The 20045-nt window shown below is 65.1% G+C and carries 21 protein-coding genes; 8 read left to right on the plus strand and 13 right to left on the minus strand.

The features are described 5' to 3' along the window. The 4 genes from tssD to PIN01S_RS21235 form a co-directional block, all read right to left on the minus strand. Positions 1-294: type VI secretion system tube protein TssD (gene tssD / locus PIN01S_RS21220; protein ID WP_139809707.1), on the minus strand; the 294-nt coding region annotated here is incomplete at its 3' end. Positions 295-597: 303 nt separating this feature from the next. Next, complete coding sequence (gene nadE, locus PIN01S_RS21225; protein WP_084338722.1) at positions 598-1425, minus strand: NAD(+) synthase; 828 nt, start codon at positions 1423-1425, stop codon at positions 598-600. A gap of 22 nt (positions 1426-1447) precedes the next feature. Next, the gene (gene pncB, locus PIN01S_RS21230; protein ID WP_084338724.1) at positions 1448-2647 is read right to left on the minus strand and encodes a nicotinate phosphoribosyltransferase; all 1200 of its coding nucleotides are present in this window, start codon (positions 2645-2647) and stop codon (positions 1448-1450) included. After that, positions 2647-3303 (minus strand): nicotinamidase, encoded by a 657-nt coding sequence (locus PIN01S_RS21235; protein WP_084338726.1) that lies wholly within the window; start codon positions 3301-3303, stop codon positions 2647-2649. The genes pncB and PIN01S_RS21235 overlap by 1 nt, the downstream gene beginning before the upstream one ends. Before the next feature lie 195 nt (positions 3304-3498). Between PIN01S_RS21235 and PIN01S_RS21240 the strand changes: the two genes are divergently transcribed. The 8 genes from PIN01S_RS21240 (at position 3499) to lhpI (ending at position 12154) form a co-directional block, all read left to right on the plus strand. Then, positions 3499-4191, plus strand: coding sequence for an NUDIX domain-containing protein (locus tag PIN01S_RS21240; RefSeq protein ID WP_084338728.1), 693 nt, complete (start codon positions 3499-3501; stop codon positions 4189-4191). 168 nt (positions 4192-4359) lie between these two features. Then, a complete protein-coding gene (amaA, locus tag PIN01S_RS21245) occupies positions 4360-5646 on the plus strand; it encodes an L-pipecolate oxidase (protein WP_084338730.1) in 1287 nt (428 codons plus the stop codon). 336 nt (positions 5647-5982) lie between these two features. After that, complete coding sequence (locus PIN01S_RS21250; RefSeq protein WP_084338732.1) at positions 5983-7104, plus strand: branched-chain amino acid ABC transporter substrate-binding protein; 1122 nt, start codon at positions 5983-5985, stop codon at positions 7102-7104. Between the two features lie 230 nt (positions 7105-7334). Then, positions 7335-8249 carry an ABC transporter permease subunit gene (locus PIN01S_RS21255; protein WP_084338734.1) on the plus strand — a complete coding sequence of 305 codons (915 nt, stop codon included), beginning with the start codon at positions 7335-7337 and terminating at the stop codon, positions 8247-8249. Positions 8250-8252: 3 nt separating this feature from the next. Then, positions 8253-9527: a high-affinity branched-chain amino acid ABC transporter permease LivM gene (livM, locus tag PIN01S_RS21260; RefSeq protein ID WP_084338736.1), complete on the plus strand. Its 1275-nt coding sequence runs from the start codon at positions 8253-8255 to the stop codon at positions 9525-9527. Beyond that, on the plus strand, positions 9524-10399 hold the full coding sequence (locus PIN01S_RS21265; protein ID WP_084338738.1) for an ATP-binding cassette domain-containing protein: 876 nt from the start codon (positions 9524-9526) through the stop codon (positions 10397-10399). The genes livM and PIN01S_RS21265 overlap by 4 nt, the downstream gene beginning before the upstream one ends. Beyond that, on the plus strand, positions 10396-11109 hold the full coding sequence (locus PIN01S_RS21270; protein ID WP_084338739.1) for an ABC transporter ATP-binding protein: 714 nt from the start codon (positions 10396-10398) through the stop codon (positions 11107-11109). Before PIN01S_RS21265 ends, PIN01S_RS21270 begins: the two co-directional genes overlap by 4 nt. A 115-nt stretch (positions 11110-11224) precedes the next feature. Then, positions 11225-12154, plus strand: a complete 930-nt coding sequence (gene lhpI / locus PIN01S_RS21275; protein ID WP_084338741.1) for a bifunctional Delta(1)-pyrroline-2-carboxylate/Delta(1)-piperideine-2-carboxylate reductase — start codon at positions 11225-11227, stop codon at positions 12152-12154. Positions 12155-12790: 636 nt separating this feature from the next. Here lhpI and PIN01S_RS21280 read toward each other — a convergent pair. The 9 genes from PIN01S_RS21280 to PIN01S_RS21320 all read right to left on the minus strand — a co-directional run bounded on the left by PIN01S_RS21280 (position 12791) and on the right by PIN01S_RS21320 (position 19919). Further along, positions 12791-13705: a glycerophosphodiester phosphodiesterase family protein gene (locus PIN01S_RS21280; RefSeq protein ID WP_084338743.1), complete on the minus strand. Its 915-nt coding sequence runs from the start codon at positions 13703-13705 to the stop codon at positions 12791-12793. A 137-nt stretch (positions 13706-13842) separates the two neighbouring features. Then, on the minus strand, positions 13843-14415 hold the full coding sequence (locus PIN01S_RS21285) for a HupE/UreJ family protein (RefSeq protein WP_084338745.1): 573 nt from the start codon (positions 14413-14415) through the stop codon (positions 13843-13845). A 19-nt stretch (positions 14416-14434) separates the two neighbouring features. After that, positions 14435-15049: an urease accessory protein UreG gene (ureG, locus tag PIN01S_RS21290; RefSeq protein ID WP_084338747.1), complete on the minus strand. Its 615-nt coding sequence runs from the start codon at positions 15047-15049 to the stop codon at positions 14435-14437. A 62-nt stretch (positions 15050-15111) separates the two neighbouring features. Beyond that, the gene (locus tag PIN01S_RS21295) at positions 15112-15786 is read right to left on the minus strand and encodes an urease accessory protein UreF (RefSeq protein WP_084338749.1); all 675 of its coding nucleotides are present in this window, start codon (positions 15784-15786) and stop codon (positions 15112-15114) included. Continuing rightward, the gene (gene ureE / locus PIN01S_RS21300) at positions 15783-16283 is read right to left on the minus strand and encodes an urease accessory protein UreE (RefSeq protein WP_084338751.1); all 501 of its coding nucleotides are present in this window, start codon (positions 16281-16283) and stop codon (positions 15783-15785) included. The genes PIN01S_RS21295 and ureE overlap by 4 nt, the downstream gene beginning before the upstream one ends. Positions 16284-16443: 160 nt before the next feature. Then, positions 16444-17073 carry a TetR family transcriptional regulator gene (locus tag PIN01S_RS21305; RefSeq protein ID WP_084338753.1) on the minus strand — a complete coding sequence of 210 codons (630 nt, stop codon included), beginning with the start codon at positions 17071-17073 and terminating at the stop codon, positions 16444-16446. A gap of 172 nt (positions 17074-17245) precedes the next feature. Further along, positions 17246-17692, minus strand: coding sequence for a hypothetical protein (locus PIN01S_RS21310; RefSeq protein WP_084338755.1), 447 nt, complete (start codon positions 17690-17692; stop codon positions 17246-17248). 260 nt (positions 17693-17952) lie between these two features. Then, the gene (locus PIN01S_RS21315; protein WP_084338757.1) at positions 17953-19611 is read right to left on the minus strand and encodes a cation acetate symporter; all 1659 of its coding nucleotides are present in this window, start codon (positions 19609-19611) and stop codon (positions 17953-17955) included. Beyond that, positions 19608-19919 carry a DUF485 domain-containing protein gene (locus PIN01S_RS21320; RefSeq protein ID WP_084338759.1) on the minus strand — a complete coding sequence of 104 codons (312 nt, stop codon included), beginning with the start codon at positions 19917-19919 and terminating at the stop codon, positions 19608-19610. The genes PIN01S_RS21315 and PIN01S_RS21320 overlap by 4 nt, the downstream gene beginning before the upstream one ends. Positions 19920-20045 lie beyond the last annotated feature (126 nt).

Here is a 20045-nt window from a genome sequence, read left to right on the forward strand (position 1 = left end):
CCACTCCAGACGGCACTTGTTCAGACGCTCGCCGGAGGTCAGGGCGTTGAAGATCAGCGGGGAGGACTTGTCGAAGACCTTGGTGATCATCAGCGGTTTGTGCACGCGCTGGCCGGTGGGCTGGCCGGACTGCGGGTCGCGGGGAATGATGACCTGGTGGTTGTAAGCCTGGACCAGGATCTGGTCTTCATGACCTTCCTGGAAGATGTTGCCGACCGAGTCCTCGGTGAAGGTGCCAGCGGTGATCAGACCTTGTTTGGTGCCTTCGAGGGACAGGTACGCGGGTGTTGGCATGAGAGCTCTCCTTGCCTTGGGTCATGGACCGGAAGTGGTCCGGGAGCCGGGGACATAGCGAGGGACGTGCCAGGAAGAGAAAAGACCAAGTAATTCAAAGGGATAGCAGAACGATAAGAGCGCCGAAAAGCCCCGATGCGAAGGCGATCACAAAAAAGTGCGCAAGAAGTTGCGCACCACTGCGCAAGTTTTTGCGCAGTGGGCGGAAGGTCAGGCAGCGCAACGGCTACCAGCGTTCATCCACAAGGTTATCCACAGGATGCTGGCAGAAAGTTGCGCAGTGCGGATGTCCCTGATGCGGAGTCACGGTGCCTTCGGTTGCTCCCGTTTGTGGCGGGTTTTCTCGAAGGTCCGGCAGATGATTTCCGCCGCTTCCGGGCGCACCGTGCGCCCGTGGAGGAAGGCGTCGATATCGGTATAGCTGACGCCGTGGGCTTCCTCGTCCGGCTTACCGGGGCTGAGGTCCTCCAGGTCGGCGGTGGGGATTTTTTCCACCAGGTGTTCCGGTGCGCCCAGGGCGCGGGCAATGGCGCGGACCTGGTGCTTCACCAGCCCGCTGAGCGGGGCGAGGTCGCAGGCGCCGTCGCCGAACTTGGTGAAGAAGCCCATCACCGCTTCGGCGGCATGGTCGGTGCCGATCACCAATCCCTGGCGGGCATTGGCGATAGCATATTGGGCGACCATGCGCATGCGTGCCTTGACGTTGCCGAGCACGAAGTCGGCGCTGCCGGGTGTCAGCCCTTCCAGGGCTTCGATCTGTGCCGCCAGGGCCTGGACCGCCGGGCCGATGTTCACGGTGTGGGTCTCGTCCGGCGCGATGCAGACCAGCGATTCCTGGGCATGGGCCTCGTCCTTCTGGACCTGATAGGGCAGGCGCACGGCGATGAAGCGGTAGCCGTCGTCGCCGGTCTCGGCCCGCAGGCGCTCGACGGCGCGCTGGGCCAGCAGGCCGGCGGTCAGCGAATCGACCCCGCCGCTGATGCCGAGGACCAGCGTCTTCAGGCCGGCGTCGCGCAGGCACTGCTGGATGAAGGCGATGCGTCGCTGGACTTCCGCGTCGATGTCCGACGGGCCGGTGAAGGGCGGTCGGACCTGGAGTTCGTCGGCGATGGCGCTTTGCAGCTCTTGCATGGTGTTACTCCTTGGCGGCGGTTCAGGAACCTACCTGAAAGACATGGCGCAGGTAGGCGACGAAATTCTCGTCGCGGCACTGGGTCTTGCCCGGTGCATCGGAAATCTTCGCGACCGGCTGGCCGTTGCAGGCGGTCATCTTCAGCACGATATTCATCGGCTCGACACCGGGGATGTCGCAGGTCAGGTTGCTGCCGATGCCGAAGCTCACCTGTATCCGACCACGCAGCGCGCGGAAGATCGCCAGCGCCTTGGGCAGGTCGAGGGCGTCGGAAAACACCAGGGTCTTGGTCTGCGGATCGACTCCCAGCTTGTGGTAGTGGGCGATGGCCTTCTCGGCCCAGGCCAGCGGATCGCCGGAGTCGTGGCGCAGGCCGTCGAACAGTTTGGCGAAGTACAGATCGAAGTCGCGCAGGAAGGCATCCATGGTGATGCAATCGGTCAACGCGATGCCGAGCAGGCCGCGGTATTCGCGCACCCAGCAATCCAGCGCGGCGCTCTGGCTGTCGATCAGGCGCGGGCCGAGCTGCTGGTGGGCCATCAGCCATTCGTGGGCCATGGTGCCGATGGGCTTGAGGTCGAATTCCCGCGCCAGGTGGACGTTGCTGGTGCCGACGAAGCGCCCTGGGAAGTCGCGCTTGAGGATGTGCACCACCTCTTCCTGGACGCGGTAGGAGAAGCGCCGGCGGGTGCCGAAGTCGGCCAACTGGAATTCCGCCAGTTCCTCGGCGCTGGCCTCGCGGCGCAGCCAGTCGAGCTTCTCGTAGAGTCGTTCGCGGACCTGTTCTATGAGCACGTCGCGATAGCGGTAGCGGTTGCGCACTTCGCTGACGATGGCCAGGACCGGCACCTCGAAGAGGATGACGTGCAGCCACGGGCCGCGCAGGCGAATGAACAACTGGTCGTCCTCGATGCCGGTCTGGACGTAGCGCAGATCGAAGCGGAACAGGCGCAGGAAGCGGATGAAATCCGGCTTCATGAACGGGATGCGTTCGAGGAAGGCGAGCTGGTCAGCGGTGATTTCCAGTTCCGCGAGGCGTTCGAGCTGGTAGCGGATTTCCGCCAGGTAAGGGCGCAGGTCCTCGCGGTTGCGGCAGCGGAATTCCCACTCCACCTCGGCGTTGGGGTAGTTGTGCAGGACCGCCTGCATCATCGTCAGCTTGTAGAAATCGGTATCCAGCAGGTTCTGCACGATACGGTCGGCAAATACGCTCTCGCCCATCACTTCTTCTCCAGATTCGGGACTGCTGCGGCGATGGCGGCATCCAGTTGGGTCGGGTCTTCGCATAGGCGAACACCGGAGTTGCGCAGCTCCTCCAGCGCCTGCTCGCCACTGTTGGCGGCGAGGGCCCGGCAGGCGGGCAGGTAGAGGGCTACCTGAAAGCCGGCGCGCCGCAGTTGCAGGGCTGTGGTCTTGACGCAGTAATCCAGGGCGAGGCCGCCGACCAGGACGAGATCGACCGCGTTCTGCCGGAGGTATTCGATGGCCCCGGTGCTGCGGCGCTCGGCGAGGTCGTGGTAGCAAGCGCCGTAGGGGTGGAGATCCGGTTCGACGCCCTTCCAGACGAAGTAGTCGTAGTCCGCCGGCTGCGGCAAGCCGTCGAGCAGCTCGAAGCCACGGGTACCGGGAACGCAGTGGCTGACCCAGGTCAGGTCGGCGTTGGCCAGCGGCAGCGGGTGCAGCATTTCTTCCGGCGTGGCCACCACCCAGGCGGCTCGGGGGCTGTGGGCGTCCTTGCTGCCCAGGCGCAGGTCCGCGCGGCTGTCCATGTGGTTGAGCGCTTCGGCGATTTCGTCGCCGCCCGGCACCGGCAGTTCCTCCGGGCAGAGCGGGGTGAAGCCTTTCTGGGCGTCCACATCGAAGCTGGCGATTTTCATGGGGGCTCCGGTTCGTCCTGATGTCTGGCTATATAATTCATGACGTGTAAAAAGTCGTCAACCGTAAAATTTGAGCTGAGTCAAAGTTTCTATACATGGTGGAATAAGTCGCCGGGCTCGGCTTAGGATGGCTTTGGAATTTTTGCCGGCGGGATGTCGGTAAAGCGGATGACGATTTCTGGATCGGGAGGTTCGATGAGTTCCGCCGAAATACTGGCCAGCGTCGATATCGTTGCGCTGCGCCTCGATCCCCGGCAGGGGCTGGAGTTGCTGTTGATCCGCCGTGCCCAGGCGCCCTACGAAGGGCATTGGGCGTTGCCGGGCGTATTGATCAACGGCCTGTGTGCTGACCGCAGTCTCGAAGATGCCGCCTGCCGTGCTTTGCGCGACAAAGCGCGGATCGAGCCCGCCTACCTGGAGCAGGTGGCCACTGTGGGTAATGCCGTGCGCGATCCGCGCGGCTGGTCGCTGAGCGTGTGCTACCTGGCGCTGGTCGGGTCGGGTGTCGAGGCTGGCGACGAGGACCTGCGTTTCGTGCCCTTGGACGAAGTTCGTCAGGAGCGCTTCCCGCTGCCTTTCGATCACCGGCATCTGGTCGAACAGGCCTGCGAGCGGCTGGCCGGCAAGTCGGCCTATAGCGCGCTGCCGCTGTATCTGCTGGCGGAGCGCTTCACCGTGGCGGATGCGCTGGTCGCGTTCCAGGTGGCGATCGGCCAGGAGGTCCAGCATTCGAGTTTGCGTGGGCGTCTGGAGCGGATGAAGAAGGCCGGCTGGATCGAGGACACCGGCACCCTCAACAGGCCGCCCATGGGGCGGCCCCAGCATGTTCTGCGCTTTACGCCGAGGGCGCGGCAGGTGTTCGTCTTCGACCGCAGTCTGTTGCTCTGAAGGGGCTCTATTTCGGTATTCCGGTCGCATGACCAAACGGAATGATGTTCGGAGGAAATGTCGTTTGTTGGCAATTTCGAAGCCGGCTACTACTGTCACGTTTCGCTTCCAGGGCGTTCCGCCCGGGTGCGACGGAATAGATGAGCCAATCGAGCGAGGAGTCCGAACATGAGCTTGCGTCAGGAATGTCTGTGGGAGCGCTTGACGCCCGAGCGGCAGAACGCGCCGGTCCTGAATGGCGAGCGCAAGGCCGATGTCTGTGTGATCGGTGCGGGCTTCACCGGTCTGAGCGCGGCTGTGCACCTGCTCGAGCAGGGGCGGCGGGTGTGCGTGCTCGAGGCCCAGCAGGCGGGCACTGGGGGCTCCGGCCGTAACGTCGGGCTGGTGAATGCCGGGCTGTGGATTCCTCCGGACGAAATCGAAGCGCGCCTGGGACAGGCGGTGGGCGAGAAGCTCAATCGAACCCTGGGTGCTGCGCCTTCGCTGGTGTTCTCGCTGGTCGACCGCTATGGCATCGATTGCCAGTTGCGCCGCGAAGGCACCCTGCACATGGCTCACAACAGCCGCGGCCAGGCCGATCTGGAAAGCCGCTGCGAACAATGGCGCCGCCGCGGCGCGCCGGTCGAGCTGCTTACCGGTGCGGCCTGTCGCGAAGCCACCGGTACCACCCGGATCGCCGCGGCACTGCTCGACCGCCGGGCCGGTACGCTCAATCCCATGGGCTACACCCAGGGCCTGGCCAGGGCGGTGCGCAGCCTCGGTGGCGAGTTGTACGAGCGCTCCCCGGTGCTGCGCCTGGAGCGCCAGGGCGACGGCGACTGGTTGGTGGTCACCGCCCAGGGAGCGGTCAGGGCGGCCCAGGTGGTGATCGCTTCGAACGCGTATACCGAGGGCGAGTGGACCGAGCTGCGCCGCAGTTTCTTCCCCGGCTACTACTATCAGGTCGCGTCGGTGCCGCTCGAAGGGCCCGAGGCGGCGAGCATCCTGCCGGGCGGGCAGGGCTCCTGGGATACCCGCCAAGTCCTCAGCAGCATCCGCCGCGATGCCGACGGGCGCCTGTTGCTCGGCAGCCTGGGTAACGGCGCGCGCAAGCCCGAGTGGTTCATACGTGCCTGGGCCGACCGCATCCAGTCCCATTACTTCCCTCGCCTGGGCAAGGTGGAGTGGGAGTGCACCTGGACCGGCTGCATCGCCTTTACGCCGGAGCATTTGATGCGCCTGTTCGAGCCGGCGCCCGGATTGGTCGCGGTGACCGGCTACAACGGGCGCGGCGTGACCACTGGCAGCGTGGTCGGCAAGGCGTTCGCCGATTACCTGTGCACTGGCGATGCCGAAGTCCTGCCCATGCCGTTCCAGCCCATGCGGGCGGTGTCCGCGGTGGGGGTGCGCAGCGGCTTGTATGAAGCAGGGTTCTCGCTTTATCACGCCGGGCAGTGCTTGCGCGTGGTGATTTGAATGGGGCCGTTTCGCTGCAAGCGGCCGGCTCTGGGCTAGCCTGTTACGGTGCGTGCCGTGGTGCGGGTGCACCAGGTGTGTGCAGTTCAGTGACAGTGGTGGTTACGGCAGGTTGCACTTCCTCGGGGAGAGGGTTGCGCTGTCTTTTCCATTTGGTTGCGCTTTGCGTTCGCGATGGTTGCACCTTTCTGTTGGCTGGGTTGCACGTGCCCGTATCTCAAGCCTTTTCATCATGACGAGGAAACCGATCCGAGATTTTTCGTTTCGTTTGGAACAGTGGCACGCCACTTGCTGAACACCCCAAGCCATCACATAACCCATCAGGAGCAAAACTCCATGTTGCAGAAGATTTACAAGAAAGGTTTTCTGGCTCTCGCGGTAACCAGCGCACTCGGTCTTGCACCGCTGGCGCATGCTGACGTGGTGATCGGTGTTGCCGGTCCGCATACCGGCGCCAACGCGTCGTTCGGCGAGCAATACTGGCGAGGCGCTTCCCAGGCGGCGGAGGACATCAACGCTGCAGGTGGCTTGAATGGGGAAAAAATCAAACTGGTGAAGGCGGACGACGCTTGCGAACCCAAGCAGGCTGTGGCCGTCGCCAACCGCCTGGTGGACCAGGACAAGGCCATCGGCGTGGTCGGCCACTTCTGCTCTTCCTCCACCATCCCGGCTTCGGAGGTCTATGACGAGGCCGGCATCATCGCCATGACTCCCGGCTCGACCAACCCGCAGGTCACCGAGCGCGGGCTGTCCGGCATGTTCCGCATGTGCGGCCGTGACGACCAGCAGGGCATCGTGGCCGGCGATTACATCATCGACGTGCTGAAGGCGCAGAAAGTGGTGATCCTTCACGACAAGGACACCTATGGCCAGGGCCTGGCGGACGCGACCAAGGCGCAGCTCAACAAGCGCGGTGTGAAGGAAGTCCTGTATGAAGGTCTGACCCGTGGCGAGAAGGACTTCAACGCCCTGGTCACCAAGATCCGCGGCGCCGGTGCCGATGTCGTCTACTTCGGCGGCCTGCATCCGGAAGCCGGTCCGCTGGTACGCCAGATGCGCGAGCAGGGCCTGACCGCCACCTTCATCTCCGGCGACGGCATCGTGACCGACGAGATGGTCACCACCGCCGGCGGCCCGCAGTACGTCAAGGGCACCCTGATGACCTTCGGCGCCGACCCGCGCAAGATTCCGGACGGCCAGGCGGTGATCGAGAAGTTCCGCGCCAACGGCTTCGAGCCGGAAGGCTACACCCTCTACGCCTATGCCTCGCTGCAGGCGCTCGCCGCCGGCTTCAACGGCGCCGGCGAGAATGACCCGGCCAAGGCCGCCGAGTGGCTGAAGGCCAACCCGGTCGCCACCGTCATGGGCAAGAAGGAGTGGGACTCGAAGGGCGACCTGAAAGTTTCCGACTACGTCATGTACGAGTGGGATGAGCAAGGCAAATACCACCAGAAGTAAGCGCTAGCGCTCGGCCGGTGCATCGGACGGCAATCGTCCGGTGCACCGGTGCATTCCGGGAACCGCTGAAGCCTTCATCCGCCTGCATCGCTGCGAAGTCGCCCGGTAGCCGCCTGGTCAGCCGGAGCGGTCGGGTTCAAGCAGCGAAGTTTTCAGTGGTACCCGTCCGATATCACTCGCGAAAGCCGGCTTTGTTCGAGACCGGTTATTCCAAAAGACGAGACTGAGGCATGGACGGTATTTTCCTGCAACAGCTGATCAACGGGCTGACCCTCGGGTCGGTCTACGGTCTGATCGCCATCGGCTACACCATGGTCTACGGCATCATCGGCATGATCAACTTCGCCCACGGCGAGGTGTACATGATCTCCGCCTACCTGTCGGCGATCGCCCTGGCTCTGCTGGCCTTCTTCGGCCTGGAGTCCTTCCCGCTGCTGATCCTCGGCACCTTGCTCTTCACCGTCTGCGTGACCGGTGTGTATGGCTGGGTGATCGAGCGCATCGCCTACAAGCCCCTGCGCAACTCCACCCGTCTGGCCCCCCTGATCAGCGCCATCGGCATGTCGCTGATCCTGCAGAACTACGTGCAGATCAGCCAGGGCGCCCGGCAGCAGGGTATTCCGACACTGCTCGACGGCTCGTTCCGTTTCGCCATCGGTGACGGTTTCGTCCAGCTCACCTACACCAAGGTCTTCATCCTCGTCGCGGCGTTCGCCGGCATGGCGGCGCTGACCTATATCATCCAGCGCACCCGGCTGGGCCGCATGTGTCGCGCCACCCAGCAGGACCGCAAGATGGCGTCGATCCTCGGCATCAACACCGACCGGGTGATCTCCTACGTGTTCGTCATCGGTGCCGCCATGGCCGCGCTGGCCGGCGTGCTGATCACCATGAACTACGGCACCTTCGACTTCTACGCCGGCTTCATCATCGGCATCAAGGCGTTCACCGCCGCAGTGCTCGGCGGCATCGGCTCGCTGCCCGGCGCCATGCTCGGCGGCATCATCCTCGGTGTGGCCGAGGCGCAGTTCTCCGGCATGGTCAACACCGACTACAAGGACGTGTTCAGCTTCTCGCTGCTGGTCCTGATCCTGATCTTCCGACCGCAAGGGCTCCTGGGACGTCCCCAGGTGGCGAAGGTGTAAGTCATGTCTTCTTCTGCCATCGATATCAAGAAATCCCTGCTGGACGCGGTACTCGCCGGCCTGCTGGCGCTGATCGTGTTCGGCCCCATCGTCGGTGTGGTGCTCAGCGGCTACAACTTCAATCTGCAGTTCGACCGGGTCGGCTGGCTCGTCGGCGCGGTGGTGATCGGGCGCTTCTGCCTCAGCCTGTTCCTGCAATCGCCGCGTGGCGAGCGCATGCTGTATCGCTTCGAAACGGCGGGCTCCGGCGTTCATGTGCTGCCGCCGGATCACAAGTCCCGGCTGCTGTGGATCGTTCCGATCCTGATCGTCCTGGCCGTGATCTTCCCGTTCTTTGCCAGCAAGTACCTGCTGACCGTGGTCATCCTCGGCCTGATCTACGTGCTGCTGGGCCTGGGGCTGAATATCGTGGTCGGTCTCGCCGGCCTGCTCGACCTCGGCTTCGTCGCCTTCTACGCCATCGGTGCCTATGGCCTGGCGCTGGGTTACCAGCACCTCGGCCTGGGCTTCTGGAGCGTGCTGCCGCTGGCGGCGCTGATGGCGGCATGCGCCGGGATGCTCCTCGGCTTCCCGGTGTTGCGCATGCACGGCGACTACCTCGCCATCGTCACCCTGGGGTTCGGCGAGATCATCCGCCTGGTGCTGAACAACTGGCTCAGCTTCACCGGCGGCCCGAACGGCATGTCGGTGCCGTCGCCGACCTTCCTCGGCCTGGAGTTCGGCCGGCGGGCGAAGGACGGGGGCGTGCCCTTCCATGAGTTCTTCGGCATCGCCTACAACCCCAACATCAAGTTCCTGTTCATCTACGTGGTGCTGTTCCTGGTGGTGATGCTGGTGCTCTACATCAAGCACCGCCTGACCCGCATGCCGGTCGGTCGCGCCTGGGAAGCGCTGCGCGAGGATGAGATCGCCTGCCGTTCCATGGGCCTCAACCATGTGCTGGTGAAGCTTTCGGCGTTCATGATCGGCGCTTCCACGGCGGGCCTCGCCGGCGTGTTCTTCGCCAGCTACCAGGGCTTCGTCAACCCGTCCTCGTTCACCTTCTTCGAATCGGCGCTGATCCTCGCCATCGTCGTGCTCGGCGGCATGGGCTCGACGGTCGGAGTGGTGATCGCGGCCTTCGTCCTGACCGTGGCGCCGGAGCTGTTGCGCAGCTTCGCCGACTACCGTGTGCTGCTGTTCGGTGTGCTGATGGTGCTGATGATGATCTGGCGGCCGCGTGGCCTGATCCGGATCAGTCGCAGTGGCTTCACCCCGCGTAAAGGAGTGGCCCCATGAGCCAGGAAAACATCCTCACCGTCGACAGCCTGATGATGCATTTCGGCGGTATCAAGGCGCTCAACGATGTCAGCCTGAACATCAAGCGCAACTCCATCTCGGCCTTGATTGGCCCCAATGGCGCCGGCAAGACCACCGTGTTCAACTGCCTGACCGGCTTCTACAAGGCCACCGGCGGCAGCATCCAACTGCATGCCCGGGGCACGACCACCGACGTGATCAAGGTGCTCGGCGAGCCCTTCCGTCCGGACGACTTCGTCAAGCCGCGGCAACTGGGCAGCCGCCTCTGGTACAAGATGTTCGGCGGCACCCATCTGGTGAACCGCGCGGGCCTCGCGCGCACCTTCCAGAACATCCGCCTGTTCAAGGAAATGTCGGTGGTGGAAAACCTGCTGGTGGCGCAGCACATGTGGGTCAACCGCAACCTGCTCGCCGGCGTGCTCAACACCCCCGGCTTCCGCCGTGCGGAAAGCCAGGCCCTGGACCATGCGTTCTACTGGCTGGAAGTGGTCGACCTGGTCGATTGCGCCAACCGTCTGGCGGGCGAACTGTCCTACGGCCAGCAGCGCCGCCTGGAAATTGCCCGCGCCATGTGCACCCGGCCGCAGCTGATCTGCCTCGACGAACCCGCCGCCGGCCTCAACCCGGCGGAAACCGAGGCGCTCAGCGCGATCATCCGCCGCCTGCGCGACGAACACGACCTCACCGTATTACTGATCGAACACGACATGGGCATGGTCATGAGCATTTCCGAGCACATCGTCGTGCTCGACCACGGCGTGGTGATCGCCGCGGGGGCGCCGGAAGCGATCCGCAACGATCCCAAGGTGATCGCCGCCTACCTGGGCGCGGAAGAGGAGGAAGTGGCATGAGCACCCTCCTCGAATTCAAGGATGTCGACGTCCACTACGGTCCGATCCAGGCGCTGCGGAAGGTCAGCCTGCACATCGACGAAGGCGAGACGGTCAGCCTGATCGGCGCCAACGGTGCCGGCAAGTCGACCCTCCTGATGTCGATCTTCGGCCAGCCGCGGGCGAGCGGCGGGCAGATCGTCTACCGCGGGACCGATATCACGCAGAAGTCGGCCCACTACGTCGCCTCCAACGGCGTGGCCCAGTCGCCGGAAGGCCGCCGGGTGTTCCCCGACATGAGCGTGGAAGAGAACCTGCTGATGGGCACCATTCCCGTCGGCATGGCCCATGCGGACGAAGACATGCAGCGCATGTTCGACCTGTTCCCGCGTCTGAAGGAGCGGCGCAACCAGCGGGCCATGACCATGTCCGGCGGCGAGCAGCAGATGCTCGCCATCGCCCGTGCGCTGATGAGCCGGCCGAAGCTGCTGCTGCTCGACGAGCCTTCCCTCGGGCTGGCGCCCATCGTGGTCAAGCAGATCTTCCAGACCCTGCGCGAGCTGGCGCAGTCGGGGATGACCATCTTCCTCGTCGAGCAGAACGCCAACCACGCGCTGCGGCTCAGCGACCGCGCCTATGTGATGGTCACCGGCGAAATCCGCATGACCGGCACGGGCCAGGAGCTGCTGGCCAACCCGGACGTGCGCAACGCCTATCTCGGCGGCCACTGACCAGGGCGGGCTTCGAGCCCGCTGACGAAGGAGCTGCGCAAGGCGGCTCCGCTCGACCGGGGCCGGCTATCTTCGCCGGCCTCGTTCCTTCATCGATTCGCGCCATGAGGTTCTCATGCACTCCGTTCGTTTCTTCAGCAATGCCGATGTCGCCGCGCGCCTGGATTACGCCGAGCTGATCGAGGCACTGCGGATCGGCCTGGCCGCCCCCTGCGAGGCGCCGTTGCGCGCCAGTCACGCCTTGCCGGAGGCGGCTTCGCTGCTGTGCATGCCGGTCTGGCAGAGCGGGCAGGGCATCGGCGTCAAGCTGGTCACCGTCTATCCCGGCAACGGCGCCAAGGGCCTGCCCTCGGTGGCTGCGCTGTTCGCCTTGTTCGACGATGCCACCGGGCAGCCCCTGGCCATGCTCGAAGCCTCGGAGATGACCGCCCGGCGTACCGCCTGCACCTCCGCGCTGGCGGCCGAACATCTGGCGCGGCGCGATGCGAAGCGCCTGTTGGTAGTGGGTAGCGGCACCCTCGCCGCGCACATGGTGCGTGCCCACTCGGTGGTCCGGCAGTACGAGAAGGTCGAAATCTGGGGACGCCAGCCGGCGAAGGTGAATGCGCTGGTGGACAGCCTGCGCGCCGAGGGATATCCGGCCGAGGCCTGCGACGACTTGCGCACCAGCGTCGGGCAGGCCGACTGCATCAGTTGCGTCACCACCTCGCGGGAGCCGCTGGTGCTAGGTGAGTGGCTGCAGCCGGGCTGCCACCTGGATCTGGTCGGCGCCTTCCTGCCGAGCATGCGCGAGACCGATTCGGCAGCGGTTGCACGGGCGCGGGTGGTAGTCGACACCCGTTCCGGCGCGCTGGACGAAGCGGGCGACCTGCTGTTCGCGATGGCCGACGGCAGGCTCGACGCCGCCAGCCTCGATACCGAGCTGCGGGATTTGCTGCAAGGGCGCGGCGTACGGCGGAACGAAGCCGAAATCACCCTGTTCAAGTCGGTCGGCTATGCCCTCGAAGACCTGGTTGCCGCTCGTCGCCTGCTGGCCTTGAGCTGACCTCGAAATCACCTCTTCGCAGCATTGCCCACAGAATCTGTGGAGCAGCTTGTGGACAAACTGCGGGTAAGGGGCGCGAGGCCCTGTTGCCCGCCACTTGCGGCGGGCTGCTCGTTTTTTGTTCCGCAGGTTGTTTTTCTTCCGATTTCAATGAGTTGACCGCCATAGGCTTGCCTGCGTTATCCCCGCTTGCTGTGGTAAATCCTGTGGATAACCTATGGAAGAAATGACCGGGCCGGCGCCGTTCCTGGCTTGCCGTGGGTTGTTCGGCTTTTGTACGGCGTGGCCGTCCAGCGCAACCATCCACCGGTTGGAAAGTCCAGCGGAAAGTTCTCCACGGTAACTGTGGAAAACTCTGTGGGTAAGCGTGGGAAAAGCCGTCTTGGGCCCGGTTTCCGTTGGGCTGGGAGCAACTGCTCAGGTTTTGTGCAGCGGCTGTGGCAATCTGCCGCGGCACGGCATGGCGCCTGGCGTCAAGATTTTTTCGGCGGGTGTCGCGGCGGCGAAAAAATGGCAGTGAAGCCGGCCAAAGAGTTTTCCCCACAGCCTGTGGATAACGCTGTGATCAATTTGGGTAAAGCCGCTCCGGAGGCCGGTGCGGCGGGGGCTGGACAGCATTGATCGGTTTTTGTTCGCTCACTCGTCGCTCAGGGCGCTGATGCGGGTCGAGCGTCCGAGCAGTTGCAAGGCGCGGTCGGGATAGTCGGTGATCAGGGCCTGGGCGCCCATGTCCAGCAGACGGTGCATGGCCGGCTGTTCGTTGATCGTCCACAACTGCACGTGCAGGCCGCGTTCGCGTGCGGTAGCGATCAGCCCGGGCGTGGCGATGCGCAGGTCGCCGTGCTGCTCGGGAATCTGCAGCGCCTGGTAGGTCGGCGACAGCAGCTTGCCGAGGCCGATCCAGTTCAGGGCCACCAACAGCCGCACCGAGCTGGCGCCGGCGGAGGTGGCGACGTCCGGGCACTGTTCGCGGAAACGCCGCAAGGCGCTCTCGTGGAAGCTGCCGACGACGACCCGGTCGGTCTGCCCGCTGCGCTTCAACTGTTCGCAGACGCGTTCCGCCAAGGCGTCATCGGCGACCTTGAGTTCCACCAGCTTGGGCGCCCGCGGAAAACGCTGCAGCACTTCGGTGAAGCTGGGGATGCGGGTGCCCTGGTTGCGATAGGGATAGCTCTGCCCTCCGTCGGCGCTCCAGCGGTAGCCGGCGTCGAGGGCCTGCAGTTCGGCCAGGTTGTGCGCGGCAACCGGGCCCTCGCCGTTGGTGGTGCGCTCCAGCGTCGTGTCATGGATGACCACCGGCTCGCCGTCGGCGGACAGGTGCAGATCCATTTCCAGCATGTCCACACCCAGTTCCAAGGCGCGCTCGAAAGCGAACAGCGTGTTCTCCGGCCAGAGTCCCTTGCCGCCCCGATGGGCGATGACCAGCGGCTGGTCGCCGAGAGCCGTCAGCACGGGAGGCGGGCTCGCCGGGCGGCTGGTGAGCCCGAGCAGGCCGAGGGCAATGGCGATCAGCAACAGGGGTGCGACGACGAAACGGGCGAAGCGCAGCATGCGTGGACTTCCATCGGTCATATACGACGAACGAATCGAACGCCTGGACTATGACAAAGGTGTGAAGAACGCGCGAGGGGCGTTTTCCAGTGGGAGCCGTTGCGCCGGAGCCGGCGCAACGGCGACATCGGGACGCTTCAGCCGGCCAGCAGCCAGGCGCCGACGCCGGCCGAGCCGATGCCGGCCAGGCGCACCAGGGGCGCAGCCGCCTGCGGAAGGAGGCGGACCAGAGCATAGCCAGCGGCGTGCAGCGCGGCGGTGGTCACGACGAAACCGGCGGCATAGCCCCAGGGGCTGGCCAGGGCTGGCAGTTCCAGGCCGTGGGCGACACCATGGGCCAGTGCGAAGAGCGCGGTGAGGCCGACGGCGATGGCCAGCGGCGGGCGTACGGCCAGCGCCACCAGCAGCCCGATGGCCAGCACCGAGCCGGCGATGCCGGTTTCCATCAATGGCATTTCGACGCCGGCGAAACCGAACAACCCGCCCACCAGCAGGGTGGCGACGAAGGTCAACGGCAGTGCCCAGCGAGCTGCGCCCTGCTGTTGCGCGGCCCAGAGGCCGACGGCGAGCATCGCCAGCAGATGATCGAGGCCGAACACGGGGTGAGCGAGGCCGGCGAGCAACCCTGCGTGATCGTGTCCGGGATGGGCGAAGGCTACGGCCGGCGTGAGGAACAGGGCGAGGGCGTAGAGGCTTTTGCGTAGTTTCATGGTTTTCTCCTGACAGGGCTCAGGCCGCGGTGAGCATGCCTTGGCGCTCGATGAAGGCGATGATCTCGTCGAGACCCTGGCCGATCTTCTGGTTGCTGAAGACGAACGGCTTGTCGCCGCGCATCGTCTTCGTATCGCGCTCCATGACTTCCAGCGACGCGCCGACCAGGGGCGCCAGGTCGATCTTGTTGATCACCAGCAGGTCGGACTTGCAGATGCCGGGCCCACCCTTGCGCGGCAGCTTGTCGCCAGCGGCCACGTCGATCACGTAGAGGGTCAGGTCGGACAGCTCCGGGCTGAAGGTGGCGGAAAGGTTGTCGCCACCGGATTCGACGATGATCAGGTCGAGTCCGGGGAAGCGGCGGTTGAGCTGCTCGACCGCTTCCAAGTTGATCGAGGCGTCCTCGCGGATCGCCGTGTGCGGGCAGCCGCCGGTTTCCACGCCGATGATGCGCTCCGGCTCCAGGGCTTCGTTGCGCACCAGGAACTGGGCGTCTTCCTGAGTGTAGATATCGTTAGTGACCACGGCGAGGTTGTAGCGGTCGCGCAGGGCACGGCACAGCGCCAGGGTCAGGGCCGTCTTGCCGGAACCGACCGGGCCGCCGATGCCGACGCGCAGGGGTTGGCTGTTCATGGGTATCGCTCCTTTTCATCGTGTCTGCCCGCCCGAGGGCTGTCGTGGGCTTCGGCCGTCCGTCAGGAACGGAACAGCCGCGAATACTGTCGTTCGTGCGCCATGCTGGTGAGCGCCAGGCCGAAGGCGGCGCTACCCCAATGCTCCGGGGCGATCCCGGTGGCGCCCCGCTGGGCCTGTTCGAGCACCGGCAACAGCTCGGAGGTCAGCCGCTGGGCCGCCTGCTGGCCGAGCGGAAGGGTTTTCATCAGCACCGCCAACTGGTTTTCCAGCCAGCCCCAGAGCCAGGCGGCGAGGGCATCTTGCGGGGCGATCCGCCAGGCTCGGGCGGCCAGGGCCCAGCCGAGGGCCAGGCCGGGTTCCTCGATCTGTTCGAAAAGGTGGCGGGAGGGGGCATCGAGCTCCGGCAGGCCGTCGAGCAACTGCTTCAGCGAGTAGCCCATCTGCCGGCTTTCCAGGCGCAACTCGCGGGTTTCCCGGCTGGCGCGGTGCAGCCCGGCGAGATGTGCCAGCTTGGGCCAATCGCCCGCAGCGGCAGCCTCGCAGTGGGCCAGCAACAACGGCGCCTCGAAGCGCGCGAGGTTGAGCAGCAATTGGTCGCCGATCCAGTGGCGGGCGCTGTCCGGGTCCTTGACCAAACCCTGCTCGACCGCCATCTCCAGCCCTTGCGAGTAGCTGTAGCCGCCGATGGGCAACTGCGGACTGGCCAGGCGTAGCAGGGCCCAGGCCGGATTCACCGGCCCACTCCGAACTGGTGCAGGCGCGGCGCGTAATTGAATTCGGCCTCGCCGGCATGGGAATGATGATGGCCGCCGCCGTAGGCCCCCTGTTCCGGTTGGTAGGGTGCTTCGACGGCCTCCACGCTGGCGCCGAGCTGTTCCAGCATGGCCTTGAGCACATAGTCGTCGGGCAGGCGCAGCCAGCCGTCGCCGAGTTGCAGGGCGACGTGGCGGTTGCCCAGGTGATAGGCCGCTCGGGTCAGCTCGAAGGCGTTGGCGCAGGTGACGTGAAGCAGCGGCTCCGACTTGGCGCGGACGCGTACGATGCGGCCGTCCTCGGCCCGCAGGCACTCGCCGTCGTGCAGCGCCGGCTGGCCGCGTTCGAGAAACAGGCCAACGTCCTCGCCGTCGGTGGTGAAGCAGCGCAGCCGGCTCTTGCTGCGGGCTTCGTAGGTCAGCAGCAGTTCGGCATCGTGGTGGTCCTGTGCGCCGATGCGTGTGTGGATGACCAGCATGGATGAATCCGGCAAATGGGCAGTGCCGGAAACAGAGCAAGGGGCTTGCCAAGCCGGGCGGCGCAGTGCTGGAGCGGCCTTTGCGGGAGCCTGGGTTAAAGCTGGTGCACGGGTCAGGTTTGTAATGGTGCGTCAGGTGAGCATTTGCACCATTGCGGTGCTATCTGCCGCCGAGCCCCTGCCAATGCTTGCCGACCACCATGATGAAGCGCAGTTGCTGGGTGATCTTCTCTTCCGGGCGCAGGTGCGGGGGCAGGTCGGCGGCGGGAGGGTCGATCAGCTCCGGCAGGGTGGCGAAGACCGTTTTCACCACCAGGTCGGCGAAGACCTCCAGGGCCGGGTCGTCCAGGTGCGGAAGGCGGGCCATCAGGCGCAGGTCGGCGGCAAGGTCGCCGGTGATGCGCTGGCGCAGCTCAGCGATGGCCTGGCGCACCGGCTGCGAGCCGCCGTATTGCTCGCGGGCGAGGAAGAGAAACTGGCCACGGTTGGCGGCCACCGCGTCGAGGAAGATGCGCACCGAAGCGTCGATCAACCCGCCGCGCTCGAACTCGTTCTGGCGGACCGCGCGAATGGTTTCGCGGAAGGTCTCGCCCACTTCGGCGACCAACGCCAGCCCGAGCGCATCCATGTCCGGAAAGTGCCGGTAGAAACCGGTCGGGACGATCCCGGCGCTGCGCGCCACTTCGCGCAGGCTCAGGCTGCCGAAGCCTCGCCCACTGTCCATCAAGGTGCGGGCGGCATCCATCAGGGCCTTGCGGGTCTGCTGTTTCTGGGCACTGCGGGGCGACATGGCGATGACTGCCGAGGCGAACGGAATTGGCGCCGCACTTTAGCAAAGGGGTGTTTCAGGCGTCGAACTGGCTTTGGTTTGGCTGCGGTGCTGTGAAGCGGGAGGGATGAGGGGAAAGAAAAAAGCCCGGTCCAACGGCCCCGGGCTTTTCTACTGCGGCGGTCGCCGCGGCTTACACCACACGATGGCGTTCCAGCAGACGGTCGGCACCACCCTCGGCGACGCGGTTGGCGCCGGTGCGGTCGAAGCCATCTTCGGCAACGCGGTTTTCCAGGGTGCGGTCGTAGCCGTCTTCGGCGACGCGGTTGACGCCGGTGCGATCAGAGCCATCTTCGGCAACGCGGTTTTCCAAGGTACGGTCATAGCCGTCTTCGGCTACCTGGTTGGTCCGGGTGCGGTCGAAACCGTCTTCCGCGATGCGGTTACGTTCCAGCACGCGGTCGGAACCGCCTTCGGCGAGCCCGCCGCCCAGGGGAGTGCGGTCGAAACCGTTTTCCTTGAGGACTTCGCTGCCACCCTTGGCTTCACCCAGCAGGGGTTGCGGTTGGGTTTCCGGCAGAGCGAAGGCGTGTGCCGTGACGAGACTGAAGGCAAGGCCGAGGATCAATTTGCTGTTCATGTTGGGGCCTCCATGGAGGGAATCGAGTGAGTACGCTGCATAGGCTACTCGCGCGGGGAAATTGGAGAAGAAGAACGGGCTGATAGTGGAAATCGACGCGAGTGATTGAAGGTGAAGCCCTTGTGCGGCGCGGCTTTCGGCGAAATCGAGCGGTATTTGGTGGGGCTGTCCGGTTGGACAGGTTTTGATGGCTGGGGGCCAGCGGGCGGATATGAAAAAGGCAGCCCGAAGGCTGCCTGGGGTGTCGCGAGGGGGCGCGATCAGTGAGCGACTGCGCCGGAAGCGCCGTAGCCGGTCTGCGAGCGGATGAACTGCGGCAGGAAGCGTGCACGTTCTTCTTCGGCGGCATTCGACTTGTCGGTGACGGAGAAGAACCAGACCCCGGCGAAGGCAACGATCATCGAGAACAAGGCCGGATATTCGTAGGGGAAGATCGCCTGGGCGTTGCCCAGCACCTGCACCCAGACGGTCGGGCCGAGGATCATCAGGGTCACCGCGGTGATCAGGCCCATCCAGCCGCCGATCATCGCGCCGCGGGTGGTCAGGTTCTTCCAGTACATGGAGAGGATCAGCACCGGGAAGTTGCAGCTGGCGGCGATGGAGAACGCCAGGCCGACCATGAAGGCGATGTTCTGCTTCTCGAACAGGATGCCGAGGACGATCGCCAGCACGCCGAGGGCGACGGTGGTGATCTTCGACACACGCAGTTCATCCTTCTCGTTGGCCTTGCCCTTCTTCAGCACGCTGGCGTAGAGGTCGTGGGAGACCGCCGAGGCGCCGGCCAGGGTCAACCCGGAGACCACCGCGAGGATGGTGGCGAAGGCCACGGCCGAGATGAAGCCGAGGAACAGGCTGCCGCCCACCGCGTTGGCCAGGTGCACCGCGGCCATGTTGTTGCCGCCGAGCAGGGCGCCGGTGGCGTCCTTGAAGGCGGGGTTGGTGCTGACCAGCAGGATCGCGCCGAAGCCGATGATGAAGGTCAGGATGTAGAAGTAGCCGATGAAGCCGGTGGCGTAGAACACGCTCTTGCGTGCTTCCTTGGCGTCGGCGACGGTGAAGAAGCGCATCAGGATGTGCGGCAGGCCGGCGGTACCGAACATCAGCGCAAGGCCCAGGGAGATGGCCGACAGCGGGTCTTTCACCAGGGTGCCGGGGCTCATGATCGCCTCGCCCTTGGCGTGCACCTTGACCGCTTCGGCGAACAGGGTGCCGAAGTCGAAGCCGACGTGCTTCATCACCATCACGGCCATGAAGGTCGCGCCGGAGAGCAGCAGGACGGCCTTGATGATCTGTACCCAGGTGGTCGCCAGCATGCCGCCGAACAGCACGTAGAGCACCATCAGGATGCCCACCAGCACCACGGCGACGTGGTAGTTGAGGCCGAACAGCAGTTCGATCAGCTTGCCGGCGCCGACCATCTGCGCAATCAGGTAGAAGGCCACCACCACCAGCGAGCCGCTGGCCGACAGGGTGCGGATTTCCTTCTGCTTGAGGCGATAGGAGGCCACGTCGGCGAAGGTGTACTTGCCCAGGTTGCGCAGGCGTTCGGCGATCAGGAAGAGGATCACCGGCCAGCCGACCAGGAAGCCGATCGAGTAGATCAGGCCGTCGTAGCCGGAGGTGAACACCAGCGCGGAAATGCCCAGGAAGGATGCCGCCGACATGTAGTCGCCGGCGATCGCCAGGCCGTTCTGGAAGCCGGTGATACCTCCGCCGGCGGTGTAGAAGTCGGCGGCCGAGGTGTTGCGCTTGGACGCCCAGTAGGTGATGCACAGGGTGGCGCCGACGAAGGCGATGAACATCACGATGGCGGAAACATTCAGCGGCTGGCGCTGCACCTCGCCTTCGAGGGCGCCGGCGGCCCAGAGGGACGGAGCCAGCACGAGCAGGGCAAGGCCGGAGAGCAGGCGGGCGATCATTTCTTCACCTCGTCGAGGATGGCGGCGTTGAGTTCGTCGAACTCGCCGTTGGCACGGTAGACGTAGATGCCGGTGAGCACGAAGGCGGCGAGGATCAGGCCGACGCCGATGGGGATGCCCCAGGTGGTGGTGGAATCGGGACTGATGCGCGTGCCGAGTACCTGGGGCTCGAAGGCGATCAGCAGGATGAAGGCGAGATACAGGCCGAGCATCACGGCGGACAGCAGCCAGGCGAAACGCTCGCGCTTGCCGACCAGCTCCTGGAAGCGCGGATTGCTTTGAATGCGCGCGTAGATGGGATCTTGCATGGGGGTGGACCTCCACTTGTACTTGTGGAGGCCACTCTATAGGGTCCCGCTCCGGCTTCCAGGCGACTTTAGTCGGGACCAGACGTTAGTCGTAGCCGCTCTGCAAAAGGCCTTTGCGGGCTTTCG

Source organism: Pseudomonas indica NBRC 103045 (assembly GCF_002091635.1).
GTDB lineage: Bacteria > Pseudomonadota > Gammaproteobacteria > Pseudomonadales > Pseudomonadaceae > Pseudomonas_M > Pseudomonas_M indica.